The sequence below is a fragment of the Laedolimicola ammoniilytica genome (genome assembly GCF_025567165.1).
In the GTDB taxonomy this organism is placed as follows: domain Bacteria; phylum Bacillota; class Clostridia; order Lachnospirales; family Lachnospiraceae; genus Laedolimicola; species Laedolimicola ammoniilytica.
Genome location: NZ_JAOQKC010000006.1, coordinates 1 through 21,131, shown reverse-complemented (window position 1 = coordinate 21,131; position 21,131 = coordinate 1). Strand labels below are relative to the sequence as shown.

Here is a 21,131-nt window from a genome sequence, read left to right as displayed (position 1 = left end):
ATCCCAAAAAGCTATTAGATAAAGTTATAAATGATTTTAAATCTATTAATTATACTTATGGAATCTTTTGTGTTATGATAAAGTCAGGAATTGTTAGGAAAGGGATAATGTGGTATAATAATACAAACTATGTACGTTATACCGTGCTGAAAATAATTTTAGGAGGTCGGTTATGAGCAACGTAAGAAGAATCTATGTGGAGAAAAAAGACGCTTTTGCCGTGAAGGCGAAGGAGCTTCAGGAGGAAATTCAGAGCTTCCTGGGGATCGGGGATGTGAAGGGCGTGCGGGTACTGATCCGCTACGACGTGGAGAACATCTCGGACGAGGTATTTGAACGTGCCTGCCGGACGGTATTTTCCGAGCCGCCGGTAGATATGTTATATGAAGAGAGCTTTGAGACAGCGCCGGAGTCCCACGTATTCAGCGTGGAGTACCTGCCGGGACAGTTCGACCAGAGAGCAGATTCCGCCGTACAGTGCGTGCGCTTCCTGAAGGAGGACGAGCAGCCGGTGATCCGCACCGCCACCACCTATGTCATCGAGGGCGCCATTTCCGATGAAGAACTGGCTTCCATCAAGAACTACTGCATCAACCCGGTGGATTCCCGCGAGGCAGCCGTAGAGAAGCCGGAGACGCTGGTAACGGTATTTGACGAGCCGGCGGATGTGAAGATTTTCGACGGTTTCTGCGAGATGGACGAGACCGCTTTAAAAGAGCTGTACAGCTCCCTGAATCTGGCCATGACCTTCCGGGATTTCCAGCATATCCAGAATTATTTCAAGGGCGAGGAGCATAGAAATCCGTCCATGACTGAGATCCGCGTACTGGATACCTACTGGTCCGACCATTGCCGTCATACCACCTTCTCCACGGAGCTGACTGACGTAAGCTTTGAGGAAGGCTATTATAAGAAGCCCATCGAGGCCACCTACCAGCAGTATCTGGCAGACCGGGCGGAGATTTTTAAAGGCAGAAAGGACAAGTTTGTCTGCCTGATGGATCTGGCGCTGATGGCTATGAGAAAGCTGAAGGCAGAAGGAAAATTACAGGATCAGGAAGAATCCGATGAGATCAATGCCTGCTCTATCGTAGTTCCCGTGGAAATCGACGGGGAGACCGAGGAGTGGCTGGTAAACTTTAAGAACGAGACCCACAACCACCCGACGGAGATTGAGCCCTTCGGCGGCGCGGCTACCTGTCTGGGCGGCGCGATCCGCGATCCGCTGTCAGGACGTACCTATGTATATCAGGCTATGCGTGTAACCGGCGCGGCAGATCCCACCGTATCAGTAAAGGAGACACTGAAGGGCAAGCTGCCCCAGAAGAAGCTGGTACGCGGCGCAGCCCACGGCTACAGCTCCTACGGCAACCAGATCGGTCTGGCTACCGGCTATGTAAAAGAGATTTATCACCCCAACTATGTGGCAAAGCGAATGGAGATTGGCGCGGTGATGGGCGCGGCGCCCAGAAAGGACGTCATTCGTGAGACCTCCGATCCGGGAGATCTGATCATTCTTCTTGGCGGCGAGACAGGCCGTGACGGCTGCGGCGGCGCAACCGGATCCTCCAAGGTCCATACCGAGAAGTCCATCGAGACCTGTGGCGCTGAGGTACAGAAGGGTAACGCTCCCACCGAGCGTAAGATCCAGAGACTGTTCCGTCGTCCGGAGGTAACCCGTTTGATTAAGAAGTGTAACGATTTCGGCGCAGGCGGAGTATCCGTAGCCATCGGCGAACTGGCAGACGGCCTGAAGGTAAACCTCGACCTGGTTCCGAAGAAGTACGCGGGACTGGACGGTACGGAGATCGCTATCTCCGAGTCCCAGGAGCGTATGGCTGTTGTAGTAGATAAAAAGGACGAGGCAGAATTCCTGAAATACGCTGCAGAGGAGAACCTGGAGGCTACCACCGTAGCTGTGGTAACCGAGGATCCGAGACTGGTGCTTTCCTGGAGAGGAAAGGAGATTGTCAATATCTCCCGCGCGTTCCTGGATACCAACGGCGCTCACCAGGAGACTACCGTAGCGGTAGACCTGCCCACTGAGCAGGATAAATACTTTGTAAGAAATGACGTCGAGGATGTCCGCGCCAAGTGGCTGGATACCCTGAAAGACTTAAACGTATGCTCCCAGAAGGGCCTGGTGGAGATGTTCGACAGCTCCATCGGCGCAGGCAGCGTCCTTATGCCCTACGGCGGCAAGTATCAGCTGACCGAGACCCAGGCTATGGTAGCGAAGCTGCCGGTGCTGAAGGGTAAGACAGACGTGGTAACCATGATGAGCTACGGCTTTGACCCCTATCTGTCCAGCTGGAGCCCCTATCACGGAGCTGTTTACGCAGTCATTGAGTCTGTGGCAAGAATCGTAGCGGCAGGCGGCGATTACAGTAAAATCCGATTCACCTTCCAGGAATACTTCCGCAGAATGACCGAGGATCCCCATCGCTGGAGTCAGCCCTTCGCGGCACTCCTTGGCGCTTACAGCGCGCAGCTGGGCTTCGGCCTGCCCTCCATCGGAGGCAAGGACAGTATGTCCGGTACTTTCAACGAGATTGACGTACCGCCTACACTGGTATCCTTCGCGGTGGATGTGGCCAGCGATAAGACCATCATTACGCCGGAGCTGAAGAAAGCCGGCCATAAGCTGATTCTGGTACAGATTCACAGAGACGCTTACGATCTGCCGGATTATGAGGAGATCAAGAGCCTGTATGGCCGCTTCTTCGAGGACGTAAAGGCAGGACGGATTGTTTCCGCTTACGCTCTGGACGGTTCCGGTCTGGCAGCCGCTGTCAGCAAGATGTCCTTTGGTAATAAACTGGGCGTTCGGATTGAGCACAGCGTAGATAAGAGAGACCTGTTTACCGCAGGCTTCGGCGATATCGTAGCGGAGGTTCCGGCGGATAAGGTGAGCGAGCTTGGCGTAACCTATACCGTAATCGGTGAAGTGACCGAAAGCGGCTTCGCTTACGGCGATATGAAGATCGATACCGAAGAAGCGCTGAAGACCTGGGAAGAGCCGCTGGAGAAGGTATTCCCCACCACCGCAGTGTCAGGAGCCGAGAAGGTGGAAAGTCCGCTTTACAAGGCAGACAGTGTCTATGTATGCAAGCACAAGGTGGCGCGTCCGACCGTATTTATTCCGGTGTTCCCGGGAACTAACTGCGAATATGACAGCGCAAAGGCCTTTGAGCGCGCAGGCGCGGATGTGATTACCAAGGTATTCCGCAACCTGTCCGCGGGGGATATCCGCGAGTCTGTAGAGGAGTTTGAAAAGGCCATCAACCAGGCGCAGATTATTATGTTCCCGGGCGGTTTCTCTGCAGGCGACGAGCCGGACGGCTCCGCGAAGTTCTTCGCGACAGCCTTCCAGAATGCCCGGATGAAAGAGGCAGTTATGAAGCTTCTGAATGAACGGGACGGTCTGGCGCTGGGAATCTGCAACGGCTTCCAGGCCCTGATTAAGCTGGGACTGGTACCCTACGGTGAGATTGTGGGACAGATGGAGAATTCCCCGACTCTGACCTTCAACACCATCAACCGCCATGTCTCCAAGATGGTTTACACCAAGGTAGTGACCAACAAGTCCCCGTGGCTGGCTGGCGCAGAACTGGGCAAGACTTATGTAAACCCGGCTTCCCATGGAGAGGGACGTTTTGTGGCAAGCAAGGAGTGGATCGACAAGCTTTTCGCGAATGGTCAGGTAGCGACTCAGTATGTCAATCCGGATGGCGAAGCCAGCATGGACGAGTATTGGAACGTAAACGGTTCCTACGCAAGCATCGAGGGAATCACCAGCCCGGACGGACGTATCCTTGGCAAGATGGCGCACTCCGAGCGCCGCGGCGACTCCGTTGCCATCAATATTTACGGAGAGCAGGATTTGAAGATCTTCGAGTCCGGCGTAGCATATTTTAAATAAAGGATAATTTATGGATACAAAAAAGTTTGAATATTTTTGCAGCCGCGTGGCAGCAGGGATAGGAATCCTCATTTTGGGATTCCTGTCCCTTTACAGCTTATTTTACACAGAAGAGTTTACCGCCAACAGGACAGAGGAACTGGAGCTTGTAAAGGATCCGGTTGTTCTGTCATTGCTGTCTATGGCGGTCGTCATTTTTCTGCTGTTTTATGCAGCGAAAATCATCCTGAAAGACGAGGCGCACAGAAAGCGCAATACCCGGATTTTACTGGTCTTTTCCTGTGCCTATGTGGGAATCTTCGGTTTTATCTGGGCCTTTTTATGCCATTATCATATGATGTGGGACGGGGAGATGATTTCCTTCTTCGGCAATCAGTTCGCCAACGGCATCAATGATATCAGCGCCCACGACATCGACTACATCACCTCTTACACCCAGCAGTTGGGCATCATCTCGGTTTTGGAGACGCTTTACCGTATCGCGGGCTGGGAGAATTACCGGATGTTCCAGGCGCTGAACGCGGTGGCGGCGTCCTGTCTGGTACTGACTGGGTACAAGCTGACCAGGGAGATCTCCGGACGGGAAGAGACCGGCGTTTATTTCCTACTCCTGATACTGGGCTGCTGGCCTTTGATCATTTATGTACCCTTTATCTACGGCGAGGTACTCTCGATTTTATTTTCCATGCTGTCCATCTATACGATGCTCCTGTATCTCCGGAAGCAGAGAAAACGGGATATCCTGTACATGGCCCTGGCCATCGCGGCAGCCTGCCTGATCCGGAGCAACTGCTATATCGTGCTGGCGGCCATGGCCTGCGTGCTGGTGGTCAAAGCCATCGGTGATAAGAAGATCCGCCACGTGCTGGCGCTGTTCTGCTGTATCGCAGTCTATTTCGTGGGTCATATGGGCCTGATTAAGGTGTATGAGAACCGTCTGGGCGTAGATCTCCGCCATCCCATGCCTTCCATTCTCTGGGTGGCCATGGCGACCCAGGAGGGCGAGGACGGTAAGGAGGCGGGGTGGTACAACGGTCTGGCCTGGGATCTGTTCGTAGATGAAGCGGGCCGGGATCAGGAGGTGGCCACTGAGATGGCGAAAGAGGTCATCGCGGAGTCCATGGAACGGTTCAAGGGGGATCCCGCCTATATGCTGGATTTCTATAAGCGCAAGATTGTCAGCCAGTGGAGTGAGCCGACCTATGCCTGCCAGGTGGAGACCAACCACCGCTGGTCCGAGCGGAGCGCTTTCATGGATCGGCTGTACAAGGGCGACCTGTGGAAGCCCTTCGTGCGGGTGATGGACATCTACCAGTCCCTGATTTACTGGGGCGCGCTGCTGTTCCTACTGTTGATGATTCGAAAGAAGATTCCGGTGGAGAAGCTGGGCCTGATCATCGTGGCTATCGGCGGTTTCATTTTTTACATTTTCTGGGAGGCAAAATCCCGGTATGTATTCCCATATTTTATGATGATGCTTCCCTGCGCCTGCTGCGGTTGGGATCTGTTCATTCAGAAGCTGTCCCAGTGGTGGAAAAAGGGACGGACGCAGGAGCGGGTAAAAGGACTGACCAGTCATCTGGAGGGCTTCGGCGGCAAGGCGATTCTTTTGCTGGCCGGCGTTCCCAGCGCATTTCTGTTCCTGTACAGCCTGGTCTTTACGACTGTCTATGAGAGCAACGATCTGGAGGTACCCCTTCAGAAAATGGATCCGGCGCCTCTGATTCTGCTTTTTGTGGCGGCGGGTCTGGCGGTTCTGTATTTCGCAGGAAAGCAGCTTCTGAAAAAAGAAGAGAACCGGAAGCGGAACCTGAATCTGCTCCTTCTGGCGGTACTGATACACTGCGCGGTGTTCTGTACAGCCTGGAATCTGCTGGCGAAGAGCGCCCTCCGGGCGGATCCCCTGTATATTCACGCCATCGCGGGCGGTTTTGCCACCGGAGACGTGGGGGAGAGCGCCATGGATTATCTCTATACCTATCCCCATCAGGCAGGCCAGGCTTTGCTTCTGGAGCTGGTTTACCGGATATTCGGCTATGAGAATTTCCTGGCTTTCCGGACCCTGAATACACTGGGCGTCCTGCTGCTGGTATTCTGCGGCTATCGGATCACCGGCCTTCTGTATGAAAATGACCGGGCGAAGGTGAACTACCTGCTGCTGGCGGCAGACTGCATCCCGGTGCTCATCTATACCAACGTGATTTACGGCGAGGTGCTGGCCATTGCGGCAGTATCGCTGGCCCTCTGGATGTTCCTTACGTGGCTGCAGGAGAAGAAGCTGTGGCAGTTTGTATGCATGACCTTGGCGCTGGTGTGCGCGGTTTATATGAAAAATAACGCGTTGATTGCGGTGGTGGCCATCGGCATCGTGATGCTGGTGAAAGCCATCGGGGAGCGGAAGCGGCGGCTGGCCCTGTGGCTGGTTCCGCTGGCGGCAGTCATCCTGCTGGCCCAACCTGCCATGACGAAGCTCTACGAGGCACGCAGCGGCTGGCCCCTCTCGGAGGGGATGCCGAAATCTCTCTGGGTGGCCATGGGTCTGCAGGGCGACGGCATGAGCTCCGGCTGGTGGAACGAATTTCCGGATCAGGTCTATAAGGACGAGGCAGGTTACGATGCGGAAAAGGCGGACGAACTGGCAAAGACAGCCATATCTGTATCCCTGGAGGGCTTCAGGGAGAATCCGAAGGCAGCCGCAGTTTTCTTTGTGCGGAAGTTTGTCAGTCAGTGGAACGATCCCAGCTACGGCTGTCAGGTGACTTCCGGCAGTCAGGAGACACCGGCGCTGGCCTTCTTTATGAACGGCTTTCAGTCGCTGATTTTCCTGGGGGCGGCAGGCTTTGCCATCCTCTGGTTCCGACGGCAAAAGAGTATCGAGCAGAGCCTTCCCATGCTGATTCTGCTGGGCGGTTTCCTGTTCCATCTGGCCTGGGAGGTCAAGGGACGCTACGGCCTGTTCTACTTTGTGCTCCTGCTCCCGGCAGCAGCAGAAGGACTGGCAGCCATCTGCGATAAAGCAGAAAAAAGAGTGAAAAAAGAGGAATGACATGAAAAAGATACATTGGACACTGGAGACCCTGTCCTGTAAGGTGGTCTGGTTCCTGAGCACGGTGATTTTTGTGTTGCTTACGGGGACGGGCCTGATCTTTACCAGGTATTTTGCGGCCGATTATAATGGAGAAATTCCGTATGTGAAAATAGCATGCTTTCCGCTGACACTGTTGGCGGCGCTGCTGATTGGCGGCATCATTTATGCGATTGCAGACAGGGTATCGGAGGATGGACAACGTGGGAAAAAACAGGTGCAGTTTATACTGGCGTGCGTTCTTCTGTGGTGTATAGCTTTTGGAACGGCATGGGTATTGCTGGCTGTGAGCACGCCGGTGTCCGATCAGGCCATGGTGACAAGCAGTGCGGAACGGTTCCTGGAAGGGGATTATGGACGACTGGGATACAGTAAATATCTGTATTATTATCCGTTTCAAATTAGTCTGGCAGCCTTCGAAGAACTGGTGTTTTATCTGTTCGGGGTTAATAATTATACGGCGTTTCAGTTACTAAATGTTCTGGAAATTACCGGTACAGTTTATGCAGGGTATCGGATTACAGCATTGCTTTTTGACAGAAGAAAAGTAGAAGTAAGCTATTTGCTGTTGGCAGCGGTTTGCTTTCCGTTTCTAATTTTCAGCGCTTATGTATACAGTGATGTGGTTGCCATTTTTATGTCGGTAGTATTGATATGGCAGACCCTGTCTTTATTGAAAACAGGGAAAAAACGTTATATTCTGGGAATGATTCTTGCGGCCAGTCTGGCGGTGCTGCTGCGCAGCAATAGTCTGATTATTTTGATTGCGGTCTGCTGCGTACTTGTGGTAAAAGCAATTTCAGAAAAGAAATGGATTTATCTGCTTTGTATTTTGCTTATGGGCGCTGGGATTCTGGGAAGCCGCGAGACATTATATCGGTATTATGAAGAAAAATCAGGGATGGAATTAAATGATGGCATGCCATCGGTTCTCTGGATTGCCATGGGTATGCAGGAGGGGGATAAAGAGGCAGGCTGGTATAATGGATATTCCATGTATACATATCAGGATGTGTGCCTGTATCACGGCCCGACGGCAAAAGTGCTTGGAATTGCAGAAATTAAGGCGCGTGCCAAGGGATTTCTGAAGGATCCGCTCTACGCGGTGGATTTCTATTTCCGGAAATTCACCAGTCAGTGGAATGATCCGACGTATGGCTGTTTTATTATGACTCACGCTACGGATCTGGAACGAAATGCCCTGGGTATCAGTATGTATGACGGAAACATCAAGAAGCTGCTGGAGCATTTCATGGATCCCTACCAGCTGCTGATCTACGGCAGCATCCTCTTTCTGCTTTTGTATCGGCGGAAGGAAAAGCGGTCGGTGGAATGGTACATTCTCCTGATCGGCGTACTGGGAGGCGTGTTGTTCCATGAGCTCTGGGAGGCGAAATCCCGCTATGTGCTTCCCTATTTTATTATCATGATTCCCATGGCCGCGGCGGGGCTTTCGGAGCTGGGCGACGCGGTGGGAAGATGGAGGACGAAGGATGAAGCTGTTAAAGCTGGCTGACAGGACCGTATCGGTTCTGGGACTGATTCTGTTCGGAGTTCTGACAGGCTTCAGCCTGTTTCTGACCTCGTATTTTGCGCTGACCTATGAGGAAATCCCCCACACAAAGGGGGATATCTTTCCACTGGTTCTGCTGATCTGTGGATTACTGACCTTTCTGATGTACCGTTTTTCCGGCTGGATGCTGAAAAAGGAAGAGGGGCAGGAGCGCCGCATCCGTATTCTGGCAGGCGCTGTGTGCCTGTACGCCCTGGTTTTCGGTATCTGGTGGGTGGGCGCGGCCAAGTGCCTGCCCCTGGGTGATCAGAATTCAGTCTGCACGGCGGCGGCCCAGTTCCGGGAGGGCAATTATGAGATGCTCACCATCGATTCCTATGAGAAATATCTGTTTATTCATCCCCATCAGCTGGGACTGACCGCGCTCATCGAGCTGACCTTCGCTCTGTTTGGCAATGGCAATTATGTGGCCTTTGAATATCTGAACTGTGTGGGTGCGGCGGTGACCCTGTACGCGGGGTATCGGATTACCCGGGTGCTGACGAATCGGAAGCAGGCCTGGATATATTACCTGCTGCTGGCGGCTGCCTGCTTCCCGCTGCTGTTCTATGTGGTGTTTGTGTACGGTGAGATTCCGTCCATCACCTTTTCCGCACTGGCGATTCTGGGCTTTCTGGAATACCGGAAGCAGGGGGTGGGACAAAAGAGACTGCTGTGGCTGGCCTTTGCCTGCGTCACCTGCGCCCTGGCCTGCCTGGTCCGCAATAACTGCCTCATTCTCCTGCTGGCCTTTGTGCTGATTCTGGTGACGACGGCTCTGGGAGAGCGGAATATCCGGCCGCTGGTGGCCGCGCTGCTTCTGGTGCTGACCTTCGGGGGAGCCCGGACAGCCCTGCGCAGCAGTTACGAAGCCCGCTCCGGCATAGAGTTGAACCGGGGAGCGCCCATGCTGCTCTATGTGGCCATGGGTATGCAGCAGGGCGAGGGAGCGCCCGGCTGGTCCAACGGTTATATCTTACATAATTACTGGGGTGTATCGGATTTTGACTATGCGGCCTCGGAGGCCATGGCGAAGCAGGACATCCGGACTTCGGCCTCAGAATTTGTGCATCATCCCAAGTACGCGCTCCGCTTTTTTGTGGGGAAATTTGCCAGTGAGTGGAACGATCCCACTTATGAATGTTACGCTATGACCCACATCGGTGGGGATGACCCCAGAGGGGCGGTGGCGGACAGCATTTTTAACGGAACACTGCACACCGTTTTTGAATGGTTTATGAATCAGTATCAGAGCCTGATTTACGGCGGCGTATTTCTGTGGCTGCTGTACGGCTTTTGGCGGAAGAAGGATCTGTCTGTATTGGTGCTGATAACCGTCATCTTCGGCGGCTTTCTGTTCCACATGCTCTGGGAGGCCAAGGGGCGGTATATCCTGCCCTATTTTGTGATGATGCTGCCCATGGCGGCCGCGGGACTGTCGGAGCTGTCTGACCGGGTAAACAGCTGGCTTCGAAAACATGGCAAAGTGCCGGACCGGACAAAAGGGTAAGACGGGAGAAAGAGGATGAAAGGTTTTTGGATGAAATACAGGGGACAGCTGCTGGCCACGGTCGTATTGCTTCTGCTGGTGGCCGCAGCGCCCATGCAGACTTATTATGAACGGGAATTCACAGCGCCGGATCTGGAGATCCCCACAGAGGCGGAAAAGAGCGTGCAGCTGACGGAGGACGAGGATCCGGTGCTTAAGGCGGAACCGGGTTTTCAGGGAACCGTGGCTGCAGCGGAGTGTGTAACCCTTCAGCGGGGTACCTATCGGATTCAGGCGGTGGCCTGGTCGGAGGGCGACGGAAACCGACTGGAGATCTACAGCCCCAGACATTTGAATGAGGATAACACCGAGGGACAGCTGGTGGCGGAAAGTGCTCTCGGAAAGAACGGCGAATTACTGGAGACTACCTTTCAGGTCACAGAATCTCTGGAGGATATCAGCTTCCGGGTGTGGTACGATGGGGAGGGGGACTTCAATATTACCAGCCTCTATCTGACCAGCACCGGGCGGATGTATCAGGATCCGTTCATTTTGATGGGACTGATCGTTCTTGCCTCTCTGCTGATTCTTTTGGGACGCATGAAATGGGGCGAGCCGGATCGGGCGGAAAAACGGGCTCTTCTGGTGCTGGGCGTGGCGGTGCTGGCGGCGTCACTGCCGCTCTGCTTCCCCTATGTGCTGGACGGAAACGATCTTTATTACCAGTTCAACCGGATTCAGGGCATTCAGGAGGCAATGAAGAGTGGGCAGTTCCCGGTGAAGCTGCACAGCACCTTCCTACACGGCTATGGCTATGGATCCTCGATTTTCTATCCGGAACTGTTTCTGTATATCCCGGCGATCTTCGGGTGCCTCGGCATGTCGCTGATTGGCTGTTACCGTCTGCTTCTGCTGTTGGTACACGGAGCGACGGCCTTTGTGAGCTACCGTTCCTTCTCAGGTGTATTCCGTTCGAAGGAAAAGGGACTTCTGGCGGCCTTTCTCTACACACTGTCCATCTACCGACTCATCGATCTGTACACCCGGGCGGCCCTGGGCGAGGGCATGGCTATGATTTTCCTCCCTCTTGTGATGTGGGGGATGTATGAGCTGTTCCTGGGAAATGAGAAAAAGTGGTATCTGGCGGCCCTTGGCTTCACCGGTGTGATGCAGTGCCACATTCTGTCCACAGAGCTGGCGGTCTGCTTCGGCGGTCTGTTCGGCCTTCTGTATATCGGACGACTCCGGGAAAAGGGACGGTTCCGGGCGCTTCTTGCAGCGGCGGGCAGTACGGTGCTTTTGAATCTGGGGCTGATGCTGCCGATTCTGCAGCACAGCGCGTATCCGTTCCATGTATTTTCAGTGGAGAGTACCTTGAGCTGGTGGACGACCACGCTGCCGAAGCTTTTTGATGTGCTGATGATGAATCCCACCGAGCGGATGTACGCAGGCCTGGAAAATAGCGGGGAGATGCCCTGTACGGTGGGGCTGGTGCTGCTTCTGGGCGTGGCGGCCTTCCTCTATGTGTGGGTGCAGGAGGAAAAGCGGAAGCAGGATAAGACACTTCGTACCTGCATGATGGCGCTTGTGCTGGCACTTCTTGGAATCTACGCTTCCACCAGTTATTTCCCCTGGGATAAGGTGCAGAGCATCGGTCTTGTCAGCAGGGCGGTGACCACACTGCAGCTGCCCTGGCGCTGCCTGGCCATCTCCACGGCTTTGCTGTGTCCGGTGACGGCGGAGGCAGTCTGGCGGCTGGGCGAGAGGCGGGAGATTCGGAAGCTTCTGTATCTGGGCGTCGGGAGCTTAGGTCTGGCGTGCAGTCTGATTTATGTCAACCGCTATAACGAGGAGGCCTTTCCCAGATATACCTGTCTGAATCAGTATCAGCGGGAGCAGGCCCAGGTGGATGTGATGTATTTTATCGATGTGGAGCACTCCAACAGCTTCCGTATGTGGAACCGGGAGAATATCTTTGTGGCTTCGGAGGGCGTGACCCTTTCCGACTGTACGAGAACGGAGAAGCCGACGGCCGGTTTTACCTATGAGAAGGCGGGCGACGGGGAGAGCTTTGTGGACGTATCCCTGACCTGGTACCCGGATTATCAGGCGGAGCTTGCGGATGGAACAGCCCTTCAGACCGGCGTGGGCGACGGCGGCGTGCTGCGGGTGTACCTGCCGGAGCAGACGAGTGGAACGGTGCGGGTTGTTTACCGGGAGCCCTGGTATATCCAGGGGGGACGGCTGGTTTCCCTGACGGCTTTGGCAGGCCTTTGCATTTTTATTTTCAGACGGAAAAAGAACACAAAGAACGCATAGAATCAGGTGAATCACACATACTAGCGAAGAAGCTTTATGATAACTTTCAGGAGGTATGTGTGCGATGACAAAACTGGACTGTACGGTGAGCAGCTGTCTCTACAATAAGGAGCGGTGCTGCTGCAAGGACAATATCGAGGTATCCGGCCAAAATGCGAAGCATTCCCGGGAAACCTGCTGCCGGAGCTTCCGGGAGCGGGACGCGGGACAGGCCCTGAGCGCGGTGGACATCCCCACGAAAAATACGGAGGTGGCCTGCGGAGCCTGTGACTGTACCTTCAATGAAGATTGCAGATGCACGGCGAAGCACATCGGGATCGCGGGCGGAGCAGCCTGCGAGTGTGGGGAGACGGAGTGCGCTACGTTCCGCTGCAAGTGCGAGTAAGGGGCAGGGAACTGCTATATACGGTAGGAGAATTATGTGGTGCCCCGGGAACCAGATGCTCTCCCAGGGAACTGTGTGGGTTTTTCTGCTCCTCGCAGATGGCCTATACGCACCTGACCGGCAAACTCGGCCCTGAAGGGCCTCAAACAGTGCCTCCTTCAGGTGCTGCCAATCTGCTTGTCGCTTCGAAAAACCCACAGAAGTTCCCCGGTTGAGCACCCGGCCCCCGGGGCAGGCATATAATCTCTCACGACAACATCCCCCCGAAGCACCCTCCGGCCATGCAGAGCAGCAGTGTAGTCAGGAGGCTGGAGGGCGTTCCGGAGAAGCCCTGGCGGGCGGCCAGGGAGATCAGAGCCAGCAGGGCGAAATACAGGAGGCCGCCTGCCGCACCCCAGAGGTACTTGCGGGTTTTCATCATTTTACCCAGGAGAAAGCCGGTCAGAAAGCAGGCCAAAAGGTAAATGGCAGTGATCCCAAGATTTATGACCGCCTCGGACAGACGCAGCTTATAGAGCAGCAGAGCCAGCAGAAGCAGCAACAGCCCGGTGACAATATAGGCGGCCAGCAGGGCCTTCAACAGCCGTAGGGCCGCGCCCTGGTAATGCTTCATTTTATCCATATGAATACCTCCCCACGGGCGGCATCTGCAGGAGCCGCCTTTCTGGTTCAGTATATGAGAGGAAATTTTCATCCATGCATAGAAAAAAAAGCTTTTAAAATCACGGCATTTATGCTATACTGTTCTGTAACTACAGGGCATGATATCCATAAGCCCTGGAAGAAATAAAGTTACTGTCCACAGATGCTGTTCCGCGAGGTGTTTTGGCATGGATATGCCAAAATCCCGAGTTGTGCAAGCGCGAAATTACGCAAATGCGTAATTTCTGTGCATCGCGAAACGTGTTACTGAGAACGGAGTGAGCAGTAACGATAGAGAGACAGGAGGGAAACCAAGATGAAGCATATTCAGACACTGAACACACAGATTCTGCAGAATACCGTGAAAAAAGGTGGCTGCGGAGAGTGCCAGACATCCTGCCAGTCAGCATGTAAGACATCCTGCACCGTAGGAAACCAGACATGCGAGCAGCATAAATAAGGCATTAAAAAAAGCGTTTAGAATACCCCGCCGCTGACGGCGGGGTATTTGATCGCTCAAAGATATTTAAGGAGAAAACATGATACATCGTTATTATAACAATGGATATTATATCGTCCTGGACGTGAATAGCGGCGCGGTTCATGTGGTGGACGAGCTGGCATATGAGGTGATTGGCCTGGTGGACGAGGCCTGTCAGCCGGAGGAGATTGTGGTTCGGTTAAAGGACCGCTGGCCCGAGAGCGATATCCGCGAAGTACTGGAAGATGTGGAGGATCTTAAAAAACAGGGTGTCCTCTTTACAGAAGATACATACAAGGACAAGATCATTGATTTCAAGAAGCGTTCTACCGTAGTGAAGGCCCTGTGTCTGCATATTGCCCATGACTGTAACCTGGCCTGTCGCTACTGCTTCGCGGAGGAGGGCGAATACCACGGACGCAGAGCGCTGATGACCTATGAGGTAGGAAAGCAGGCGCTGGACTTCCTGATTGCCAATTCCGGAAGCCGCCGGAATCTGGAGGTGGACTTCTTCGGAGGCGAGCCGCTGATGAACTGGCAGGTGGTAAAGGATCTGGTGGCCTATGGACGGGAGCAGGAGAAGCTTCACGATAAGAAGTTCCGTTTCACGCTGACCACCAACGGCATCCTCTTAAATGACGAGGTGCAGGAGTTTGTCAACAAAGAGATGAGCAACGTAGTCTTAAGTATCGACGGACGAAAGGAAGTCAACGATAAGATGCGTCCTTTCCGGAACGGGCATGGCAGCTACGATATCATTGTTCCCAAGTTCCAGAAGCTGGCGGACAGCCGGAACCAGACGAATTACTATGTGCGCGGTACCTTTACCCACAACAACCTGGATTTCTGTGAGGACGTGCTGCATATGGCAGATTTAGGCTTCAAGCAGGTGTCCGTAGAGCCGGTTGTAGCGCCGCCGGAGGAGGATTACGCTATCCGCGAGGAGGATATCCCCTTTATCTGCCAGCAGTACGATAAGCTGGCGGCTGAGATGGTGAAGCGTCACGGCAAGGAAAATGATTTCAACTTCTTCCACTTCATGATTGACCTGACCGGAGGCCCCTGTGTATACAAGCGTCTGTCCGGCTGCGGATCCGGAACCGAGTACCTGGCTGTGACTCCCTGGGGCGATCTGTACCCCTGTCATCAGTTCGTGGGAAATGAGAAGTTCCTCATGGGAAATGTCTGGGACGGCGTGAAAAATGAGGAGCTCCGCGATGAATTCAAGTGCTGTAATGTCTACGCAAAGGAGAAATGCCAGAAGTGCTTCGCCAAGTTCTACTGCAGCGGCGGCTGCGCGGCCAACTCCTACAATTTCCATGGAAGTATCAACGACGCTTATGACATTGGCTGCGAGCTTCAGAGAAAGCGTGTGGAATGCGCGATTATGATTAAGGCAGCTACGGCTGGACAAGGAGAATAAAGAATCATGAAGAAGAATACAGGAATCATCAGCCTGATTTTGACTGTGGCAGTGACAGCGGGACTGCTGGCACTGGCTGCCGTAGGAGTGGGCGAGAACAAAACAGGAGCCGCAAAGAACATTCCGCTGGGTCTTGACCTGGCAGGCGGCGTAAGCATTACCTATCAGGCAAAGGGAGAGACGCCCAGCGCCGAGGAGATGAACGACACCATCTACAAGCTGCAGAAGCGTGTGGAGGGCTACAGCACCGAGGCGCAGGTTTATCCCCAGGGAGACAACCGGATCAACATAGAGATTCCGGGCGTGACCGACGCCAACGCGATCCTGGAAGAACTTGGAAAGCCTGGCTCTCTTTCCTTCCAGGATATGTCCGGTAACGAACTGCTGTCCGGAACGGATATCAAGACGGCAGAGGCAAAAACCTACAAGGACAATCTGAACAATGTCGATTATGAAGTGGCTCTGACTTTGACGGACGAGGGCGCCGAGAAGTTTGCGGAGGCGACTGCGGCTAATATCGGTTCCCGCATTGCCATCGTATACGACGGCGAGACCATCAGCGCGCCCACCGTACAGAATGCTATCACCAACGGTAATGCAGCCATCACCAATATGGAGTCCTATGAGGCGGCTGAGCAGCTGGCTTCCACCATCCGCATCGGTTCCCTGAAGGTGGAGCTGGAGGAGATCCAGTCCAAGGTAGTAGGTGCGCAGCTCGGCGCTGACGCTATCCGTACCAGTCTGCTGGCCGGAATCATCGGCTTTGCGCTGGTTGTAATTTTCATGATTGTGATGTACCGTCTGCCGGGTGTGGCTGCCGGTATTGCGCTGACCTCTTACGTGGGTCTGACACTGGGACTTTTAAATGCCTTTGAGATTACCCTGACCCTGCCGGGTATCGCAGGTATTATCCTGGGTATCGGTATGGCCGTGGACGCCAACGTTATTATCTTTGCCCGTATCCGGGAGGAGATTGGCGCAGGCAAGTCGGTAAAGGGTTCTATTAAGACGGGCTTCCAGAAAGCGCTGTCCGCTATCCTGGACGGCAACATTACTACGCTGATTGCGGCGATTATCCTGAGCCTGAAGGGCTCCGGATCGGTTAAGGGCTTTGCCCATACGCTGGCTTTAAGTATCGTGGTTTCCATGTTTACGGCCCTGGTGATAACCAGACTGGTTATGAACGCGTTTTACGCGCTGGGTCTTCAGGATGCGAAGCTTTACGGTATTCAGAAGGAGCGTAAGACCATAAACTTCCTCAGCAAGAAAAATATCTGCTTTGTGATTTCCGCAGTGCTGATTCTGGGCGGACTGGCAGTGATGGGCGTGAACGGATCCAAGGGTAAGGGCGCGCTGAATTACAGCCTGGAGTTCCAGGGCGGTACCAGCATTACCATTCCGATGAATGAGGCCCTGTCCATTCAGGAGATCGACGAGACTGTGAAGCCGGTGGTAAGCGAGGTTATCGGAAGCAATGAGATTCAGGCCCAGAAGGTAGACGGCAGCAACGATGTCATCGTGAAGACCAGAGCCCTGGATCTGGAGACCCGAGAGGCCCTGTGCCAGGCTCTGGTGGAGAAGTTTGACGTAGATGAGAATCAGATCGCTATCGAGAACATCGGTGCGGCAATCAGCAGCGAGATGCGTTCCGACGCCATCACCGCTGTACTGCTGGCAGCCCTGTTCATGCTGCTGTACATCTGGTTCCGGTTCAAGGATATCCGGTTCGCGACCAGCGCGGTGGCGGCTCTTCTGCATGACGTGCTGGTGGTACTGGCCTTCTATGCAGTGGCAAGACTGTCTGTGGGCAGCAACTTCATTGCCTGCATGCTGACCATCGTAGGTTATTCCATCAATGCTACCATCGTCATCTTCGACCGGATCCGTGAGAATCTGGCAGTAGCTGGACGGAAGGCGGATCTGCAGGAGCTGGTAAACCGCAGCATCACCCAGACCCTGTCCCGAAGCGTCAATACCTCTGTGACGACCTTTATCACCGTTGCAGTGCTGTATGTGCTGGGCGTCGCGTCTATCCGTGAGTTTGCCCTGCCCCTGATGGTAGGTATCGTCTGCGGCGCGTACTCCTCTGTATGTATTACAGGCGCGCTGTGGTATGTGATGAAGACGAAGCTGGGTAAGAAGAACTAAACTTTTGCGGGAATTTTATATTGAGGAAAAAGGGGATGTGAAAAAACTTAATTGAGTTTTTTACATCCCCTTTTTTCGAACAATTTCTTTCGTGTCACGAAAGAACTTCCTGCACCCTACTTGCCCATGTATTGTAACTTATTGTATTATAATCCTACAATGGCACTTGTGAGAAGTCACCAGGATTGGTTTACTTAACAAAACGAGCGTGCTATAATTTTATAATGAGTTTTTATAATTGCAAGCGTTGATATGAACTGCACGGAGGATGATATCTTGGAAATTATACCGGATAGTTCAGACAATGGGACGGATGAATAAGTGCTGTAAGGAGGGGAAGAGTATGAGCAAAAACGAAATCACCTCGATTAACCAAAGTTTTCTGGAAAATGTTTCCGAGGTTCTGGCACAGGCCAGAAAGAATGCCAAAACTGCCGTAAATCTCGCTATGGTCTATGCTTACTATGAAATTGGCAGAATGATTGTGGAAGAAGAACAGAACGGTCAGAACAGAGCCGCCTATGGAAAGCAGATTTTGCAGGAACTGTCCCAATATCTTAACGGGAAATTCGGGAAGGGATTTTCAACGACAAATTTGAAGCAAATGCGGCAGTTTTACACGGTTTATTCGCAGGATCAAATCAGTCAGACACTGTCTGACCAATTCAAGAACCTTCCTGCGGTCAGCACCGGCAGAAAGTTTTATCTGAGCTGGTCTCATTATCTCAAGCTCATGCGGATAGACAACATAGACGAGCGCCATTTTTATGAAATTGAATCCGTAAAAAATGATTGGAGCCTTGCTGAGTTGAAACGGCAATATGGCAGTTCACTCTATGAGCGCCTTGCCCTTAGTACGGATAAGGACAAGGTTTACCGTTTGGCGCTGGAAGGACAGAAGGTTGAGAAAGCGGAAGAGGCGGTCAAAGACCCGTATGTATTGGAGTTCCTTGGCCTGAAGGAACTGCCGGAATATTCCGAGAGCGAGTTGGAGAATCGTATCATCGACCATTTGCAGCAGTTCCTGCTGGAGCTTGGCACCGGCTTTGCCTTCATCGGAAGGCAGGTACGGTTTACGTTCGACGAAGAGCATTTCATGGTGGATTTGGTTTTCTACAACCGTCTGTTGCGTTGCTTTGTTCTGTTTGATTTGAAAATCGGCGAATTGAAGCATCAGGATATTGGCCAGATGCAGATGTATGTTCACTACTATGACCGGAGAGTGAAACTGCCGGATGAGAATCCAACGATAGGAATTATACTTTGTAGAGACAAGAACAATGCTGTTGTAGAAATGACTTTGCCGGAGGATAATACGCAGATTTTTGCAAGCAAATACGAGACAGTCCTGCCGAGTAAGGAAGCTTTGCAAAAACTGTTGGAAGAACAATTATCGGATGAGAATGGAAGCGAAGACGATGATACATACGAAATATGAGTTACGGGAGATTGTGCATATATGAAGGAACAGTGGATCGAAGCCCCCAGAATCGAAGGCAATCAGGAGCTGGCGGAGAAATTCGGGGTAAGTCCCATGGCCATGCGTCTGATCCGCAGCCGGGCGGGCTTAAGTGAAGCGGAAGTCCGGGCCTACCTTTACGGTACTCTGGACGATCTGGCGGACGCCCGGCGGATGAAAGGCATGACGGAGGCCGTGGAGCTGCTACTTCGGAAGATCCGGGAGGGCGCGCCGATCCGTATCATCGGCGATTATGATATCGACGGCGTAAACGCCACCCACATTCTGGTGACAGGCTTAAGAAGAGCCGGCGCAAGGGTAGATACGGTGATTCCCGACCGACTGAAGGACGGCTACGGCATCAATGAGCACCTGATAGAACAGGCGAAGGAGGCAGGTATCGACACCATTGTCACCTGCGACAACGGTATCGCCGCAGCCAAAGAAATCGCCTATGCAAAAGAACTTGGCATGACCGTTATCGTCACCGACCACCACGAGATCCCCTACCGGGAGGAGCCGGACGGCACCCGCACCACGATTCTGCCTCCGGCGGACGTGATCGTGAATCCGAAGCAGGCAGACTGTCCTTATCCCTATAAGAAGCTCTGCGGAGCGGCCGTGGCCTGGCGGCTGGTGGAGGTACTCTATCAGGAGGCGGGGGTTCCCCGGGAAGAATTTCTGAGACTGGCCCAGTTTGCGGCAGTGGCCACCATCGGCGACATCATGGATCTGACCGGGGAAAACCGGATTCTGGTAAAATATGGACTGCGGCAGCTGGAGCAGACAGACAACCCCGGTTACCGGGCTCTGTTGGCGGTCAACGGCCTGGAGGGGAAGAAGCTGACCGCCTACCATATCGGCTTTGTCATCGGCCCCTGTATCAACGCCAGCGGACGCCTGGACACGGCGAAGCGAGCCCTGGAGCTTCTGGGCGCCGGAACCGCCGCAGAAGCAGAAAAGCTAGCGGGCGATCTGAAAGCCCTGAACGATAGCCGGAAGGATCTGACGGCGAAGGGAACAGAAGAGGCTATCCGTCTGGTGGAGGAGACAGAGCTGGGAAAGGATCGGGTGCTGGTGATCTATCTACCTGATTGTCACGAAAGTCTGGCAGGGATTATCGCAGGACGGATCCGGGAGCGGTATTTCCGTCCCTGCTTTGTGCTGACCGACGGGGAGGAGGGTGTGAAGGGCTCAGGCCGTTCGATTCCGGGCTACCATATGTTTGAGGAAATGACGAAGGTGGCGGAATTATTTACCAAATTCGGCGGCCACCCCATGGCGGCGGGCCTGTCCATTCCCACCGAAAACGTGGAGATTTTGCGGAAACGCCTCAATGAAAACTGCCGTCTGACCGACGAGGATCTGGTTCCGAAGCTGCCCTACGACGCGGTCCTGCCCATTCAGTACGCAGGCGAGCAGATCATCCGGGAGCTGGAGCTTCTGGAGCCCTTCGGCAAGGAAAACGACAAGCCTCTGTTCGCGGCGGCGAACGTCCGGGTGAAAAGCGCCCGTATCATCGGCAAAAACCGCAATGTGTTGAAGACCGTTCTGGAGGATGCCAAGGGCAGCCGACTGGAGGGCATCAGCTTCGGCGACGTGGAAGCTGATTTGAACTACATAGAAAGCAAAGATACCGTCTGCCTGCTCTACGACCCGGAAATCAACGAATTCCAGGGCCGGAGAACCGTACAGGCAGTCATCGAGAGCTGGAGATAAAAAACGACGGATCTGGTTCGTGAACATATAAAATGTAAGAAAATAGAAAATTAACAGATTAAATTGTTAAGATTGCACAAAAACAGATAGAAATCACGAAAAAGGGTTGTATACGGAAAGAAGATGTCCTATAATACCCCTTAGCTTCAAAAAACAAAAGAAAGACAATAAGAGGGAAAATGTTATGACAGCAAACAGGAAGGTAACAGCGCGTTACGCGGAGATTGCTCAGTTCTTGGGCCTGCATTTTAACGAGGAATTCTGTGTGGCTTATGGAGAAAAAGACGGATTTACACTGCGCGTCAGCGGTCTTGATACTGGCAGGGGTATCGAGTACGGTATGGTCTGCATAGCGGTCGGTGTGGCTGAGAACGGCGTGAAGTTTGAACAGAATAAACAGTTCCGCAAGGAACATCAGACTGTAGACAAAACGCTTTTGGTCAGCACTCCAGAAGCGTTTTTCTTGTTTTGGGTTCAAAAAGTGTGTACTTGATCAATAATAAACAC

The 21,131-nt window shown here is 53.3% G+C and carries 13 protein-coding genes; 12 read left to right on the top strand and 1 reads right to left on the bottom strand.

Features of this window, described 5'->3' with window-relative positions; all coding sequences use genetic code 11:
• Positions 1-172: 172 nt before the first annotated feature.
• The 6 genes from OCV63_RS05760 to OCV63_RS05735 all read left to right on the top strand — a co-directional run bounded on the left by OCV63_RS05760 (position 173) and on the right by OCV63_RS05735 (position 12,752).
• The gene (locus OCV63_RS05760; protein WP_158362661.1) at positions 173-3,922 is read left to right on the top strand and encodes a phosphoribosylformylglycinamidine synthase; all 3,750 of its coding nucleotides are present in this window, start codon (positions 173-175) and stop codon (positions 3,920-3,922) included.
• A gap of 10 nt (positions 3,923-3,932) precedes the next feature.
• Positions 3,933-6,968 carry an ArnT family glycosyltransferase gene (locus OCV63_RS05755; RefSeq protein WP_158362659.1) on the top strand — a complete coding sequence of 1,012 codons (3,036 nt, stop codon included), beginning with the start codon at positions 3,933-3,935 and terminating at the stop codon, positions 6,966-6,968.
• A 1-nt stretch (position 6,969) separates the two neighbouring features.
• Entirely contained in the window at positions 6,970-8,523 is a 1,554-nt protein-coding gene (locus tag OCV63_RS05750; RefSeq protein WP_158362657.1) for an ArnT family glycosyltransferase, read from the top strand.
• Positions 8,501-10,069, top strand: coding sequence for a glycosyltransferase family protein (locus tag OCV63_RS05745; RefSeq protein ID WP_158362655.1), 1,569 nt, complete (start codon positions 8,501-8,503; stop codon positions 10,067-10,069). Before OCV63_RS05750 ends, OCV63_RS05745 begins: the two co-directional genes overlap by 23 nt.
• A 15-nt stretch (positions 10,070-10,084) precedes the next feature.
• On the top strand, positions 10,085-12,367 hold the full coding sequence (locus OCV63_RS05740) for a hypothetical protein (protein WP_158362653.1): 2,283 nt from the start codon (positions 10,085-10,087) through the stop codon (positions 12,365-12,367).
• Between the two features lie 64 nt (positions 12,368-12,431).
• Entirely contained in the window at positions 12,432-12,752 is a 321-nt protein-coding gene (locus OCV63_RS05735) for a DUF1540 domain-containing protein (RefSeq protein WP_158362651.1), read from the top strand.
• 247 nt (positions 12,753-12,999) lie between these two features.
• On the opposite strand, the gene OCV63_RS05730 is transcribed toward OCV63_RS05735, so the two are convergent.
• The gene (locus tag OCV63_RS05730; RefSeq protein ID WP_158362649.1) at positions 13,000-13,374 is read right to left on the bottom strand and encodes a TIGR04086 family membrane protein; all 375 of its coding nucleotides are present in this window, start codon (positions 13,372-13,374) and stop codon (positions 13,000-13,002) included.
• A gap of 336 nt (positions 13,375-13,710) precedes the next feature.
• Between OCV63_RS05730 and scfA the strand changes: the two genes are divergently transcribed.
• From scfA to OCV63_RS05700, 6 genes are all read left to right on the top strand, one after another.
• Positions 13,711-13,854, top strand: a complete 144-nt coding sequence (gene scfA, locus OCV63_RS05725) for a six-cysteine ranthipeptide SCIFF (RefSeq protein ID WP_158362647.1) — start codon at positions 13,711-13,713, stop codon at positions 13,852-13,854.
• A 79-nt stretch (positions 13,855-13,933) separates the two neighbouring features.
• Positions 13,934-15,298, top strand: a complete 1,365-nt coding sequence (scfB, locus tag OCV63_RS05720) for a thioether cross-link-forming SCIFF peptide maturase (protein WP_158362645.1) — start codon at positions 13,934-13,936, stop codon at positions 15,296-15,298.
• 6 nt (positions 15,299-15,304) lie between these two features.
• Complete coding sequence (gene secD / locus OCV63_RS05715) at positions 15,305-17,446, top strand: protein translocase subunit SecD (RefSeq protein WP_158362643.1); 2,142 nt, start codon at positions 15,305-15,307, stop codon at positions 17,444-17,446.
• A 343-nt stretch (positions 17,447-17,789) separates the two neighbouring features.
• Positions 17,790-18,884 (top strand): PDDEXK nuclease domain-containing protein, encoded by a 1,095-nt coding sequence (locus tag OCV63_RS05710; RefSeq protein WP_158362641.1) that lies wholly within the window; start codon positions 17,790-17,792, stop codon positions 18,882-18,884.
• Between the two features lie 21 nt (positions 18,885-18,905).
• A complete protein-coding gene (recJ, locus tag OCV63_RS05705) occupies positions 18,906-20,624 on the top strand; it encodes a single-stranded-DNA-specific exonuclease RecJ (protein ID WP_158362639.1) in 1,719 nt (572 codons plus the stop codon).
• A gap of 184 nt (positions 20,625-20,808) precedes the next feature.
• Entirely contained in the window at positions 20,809-21,117 is a 309-nt protein-coding gene (locus OCV63_RS05700) for a hypothetical protein (RefSeq protein WP_158362637.1), read from the top strand.
• Positions 21,118-21,131 lie beyond the last annotated feature (14 nt).

Excerpts from the sequence above, each read along its gene's own strand:
- OCV63_RS05755 (WP_158362659.1), top strand. The coding sequence starts at position 3,933 with ATGGATACAAAAAAGTTTGAATATTTTTGCAGCCGCGTGGCAGCAGGG.
- OCV63_RS05745 (WP_158362655.1), top strand. The coding sequence starts at position 8,501 with ATGAAGCTGTTAAAGCTGGCTGACAGGACCGTATCGGTTCTGGGACTG.
- secD (WP_158362643.1), top strand. The coding sequence starts at position 15,305 with ATGAAGAAGAATACAGGAATCATCAGCCTGATTTTGACTGTGGCAGTG.
- OCV63_RS05735 (WP_158362651.1), top strand. The coding sequence starts at position 12,432 with ATGACAAAACTGGACTGTACGGTGAGCAGCTGTCTCTACAATAAGGAG.
- scfB (WP_158362645.1), top strand. The coding sequence starts at position 13,934 with ATGATACATCGTTATTATAACAATGGATATTATATCGTCCTGGACGTG.
- recJ (WP_158362639.1), top strand. The coding sequence starts at position 18,906 with ATGAAGGAACAGTGGATCGAAGCCCCCAGAATCGAAGGCAATCAGGAG.
- OCV63_RS05700 (WP_158362637.1), top strand. The coding sequence starts at position 20,809 with ATGACAGCAAACAGGAAGGTAACAGCGCGTTACGCGGAGATTGCTCAG.
- OCV63_RS05750 (WP_158362657.1), top strand. The coding sequence starts at position 6,970 with ATGAAAAAGATACATTGGACACTGGAGACCCTGTCCTGTAAGGTGGTC.
- OCV63_RS05710 (WP_158362641.1), top strand. The coding sequence starts at position 17,790 with ATGAGCAAAAACGAAATCACCTCGATTAACCAAAGTTTTCTGGAAAAT.
- OCV63_RS05760 (WP_158362661.1), top strand. The coding sequence starts at position 173 with ATGAGCAACGTAAGAAGAATCTATGTGGAGAAAAAAGACGCTTTTGCC.
- OCV63_RS05740 (WP_158362653.1), top strand. The coding sequence starts at position 10,085 with ATGAAAGGTTTTTGGATGAAATACAGGGGACAGCTGCTGGCCACGGTC.
- OCV63_RS05730 (WP_158362649.1), bottom strand. The coding sequence starts at position 13,374 with ATGGATAAAATGAAGCATTACCAGGGCGCGGCCCTACGGCTGTTGAAG.
- scfA (WP_158362647.1), top strand. The coding sequence starts at position 13,711 with ATGAAGCATATTCAGACACTGAACACACAGATTCTGCAGAATACCGTG.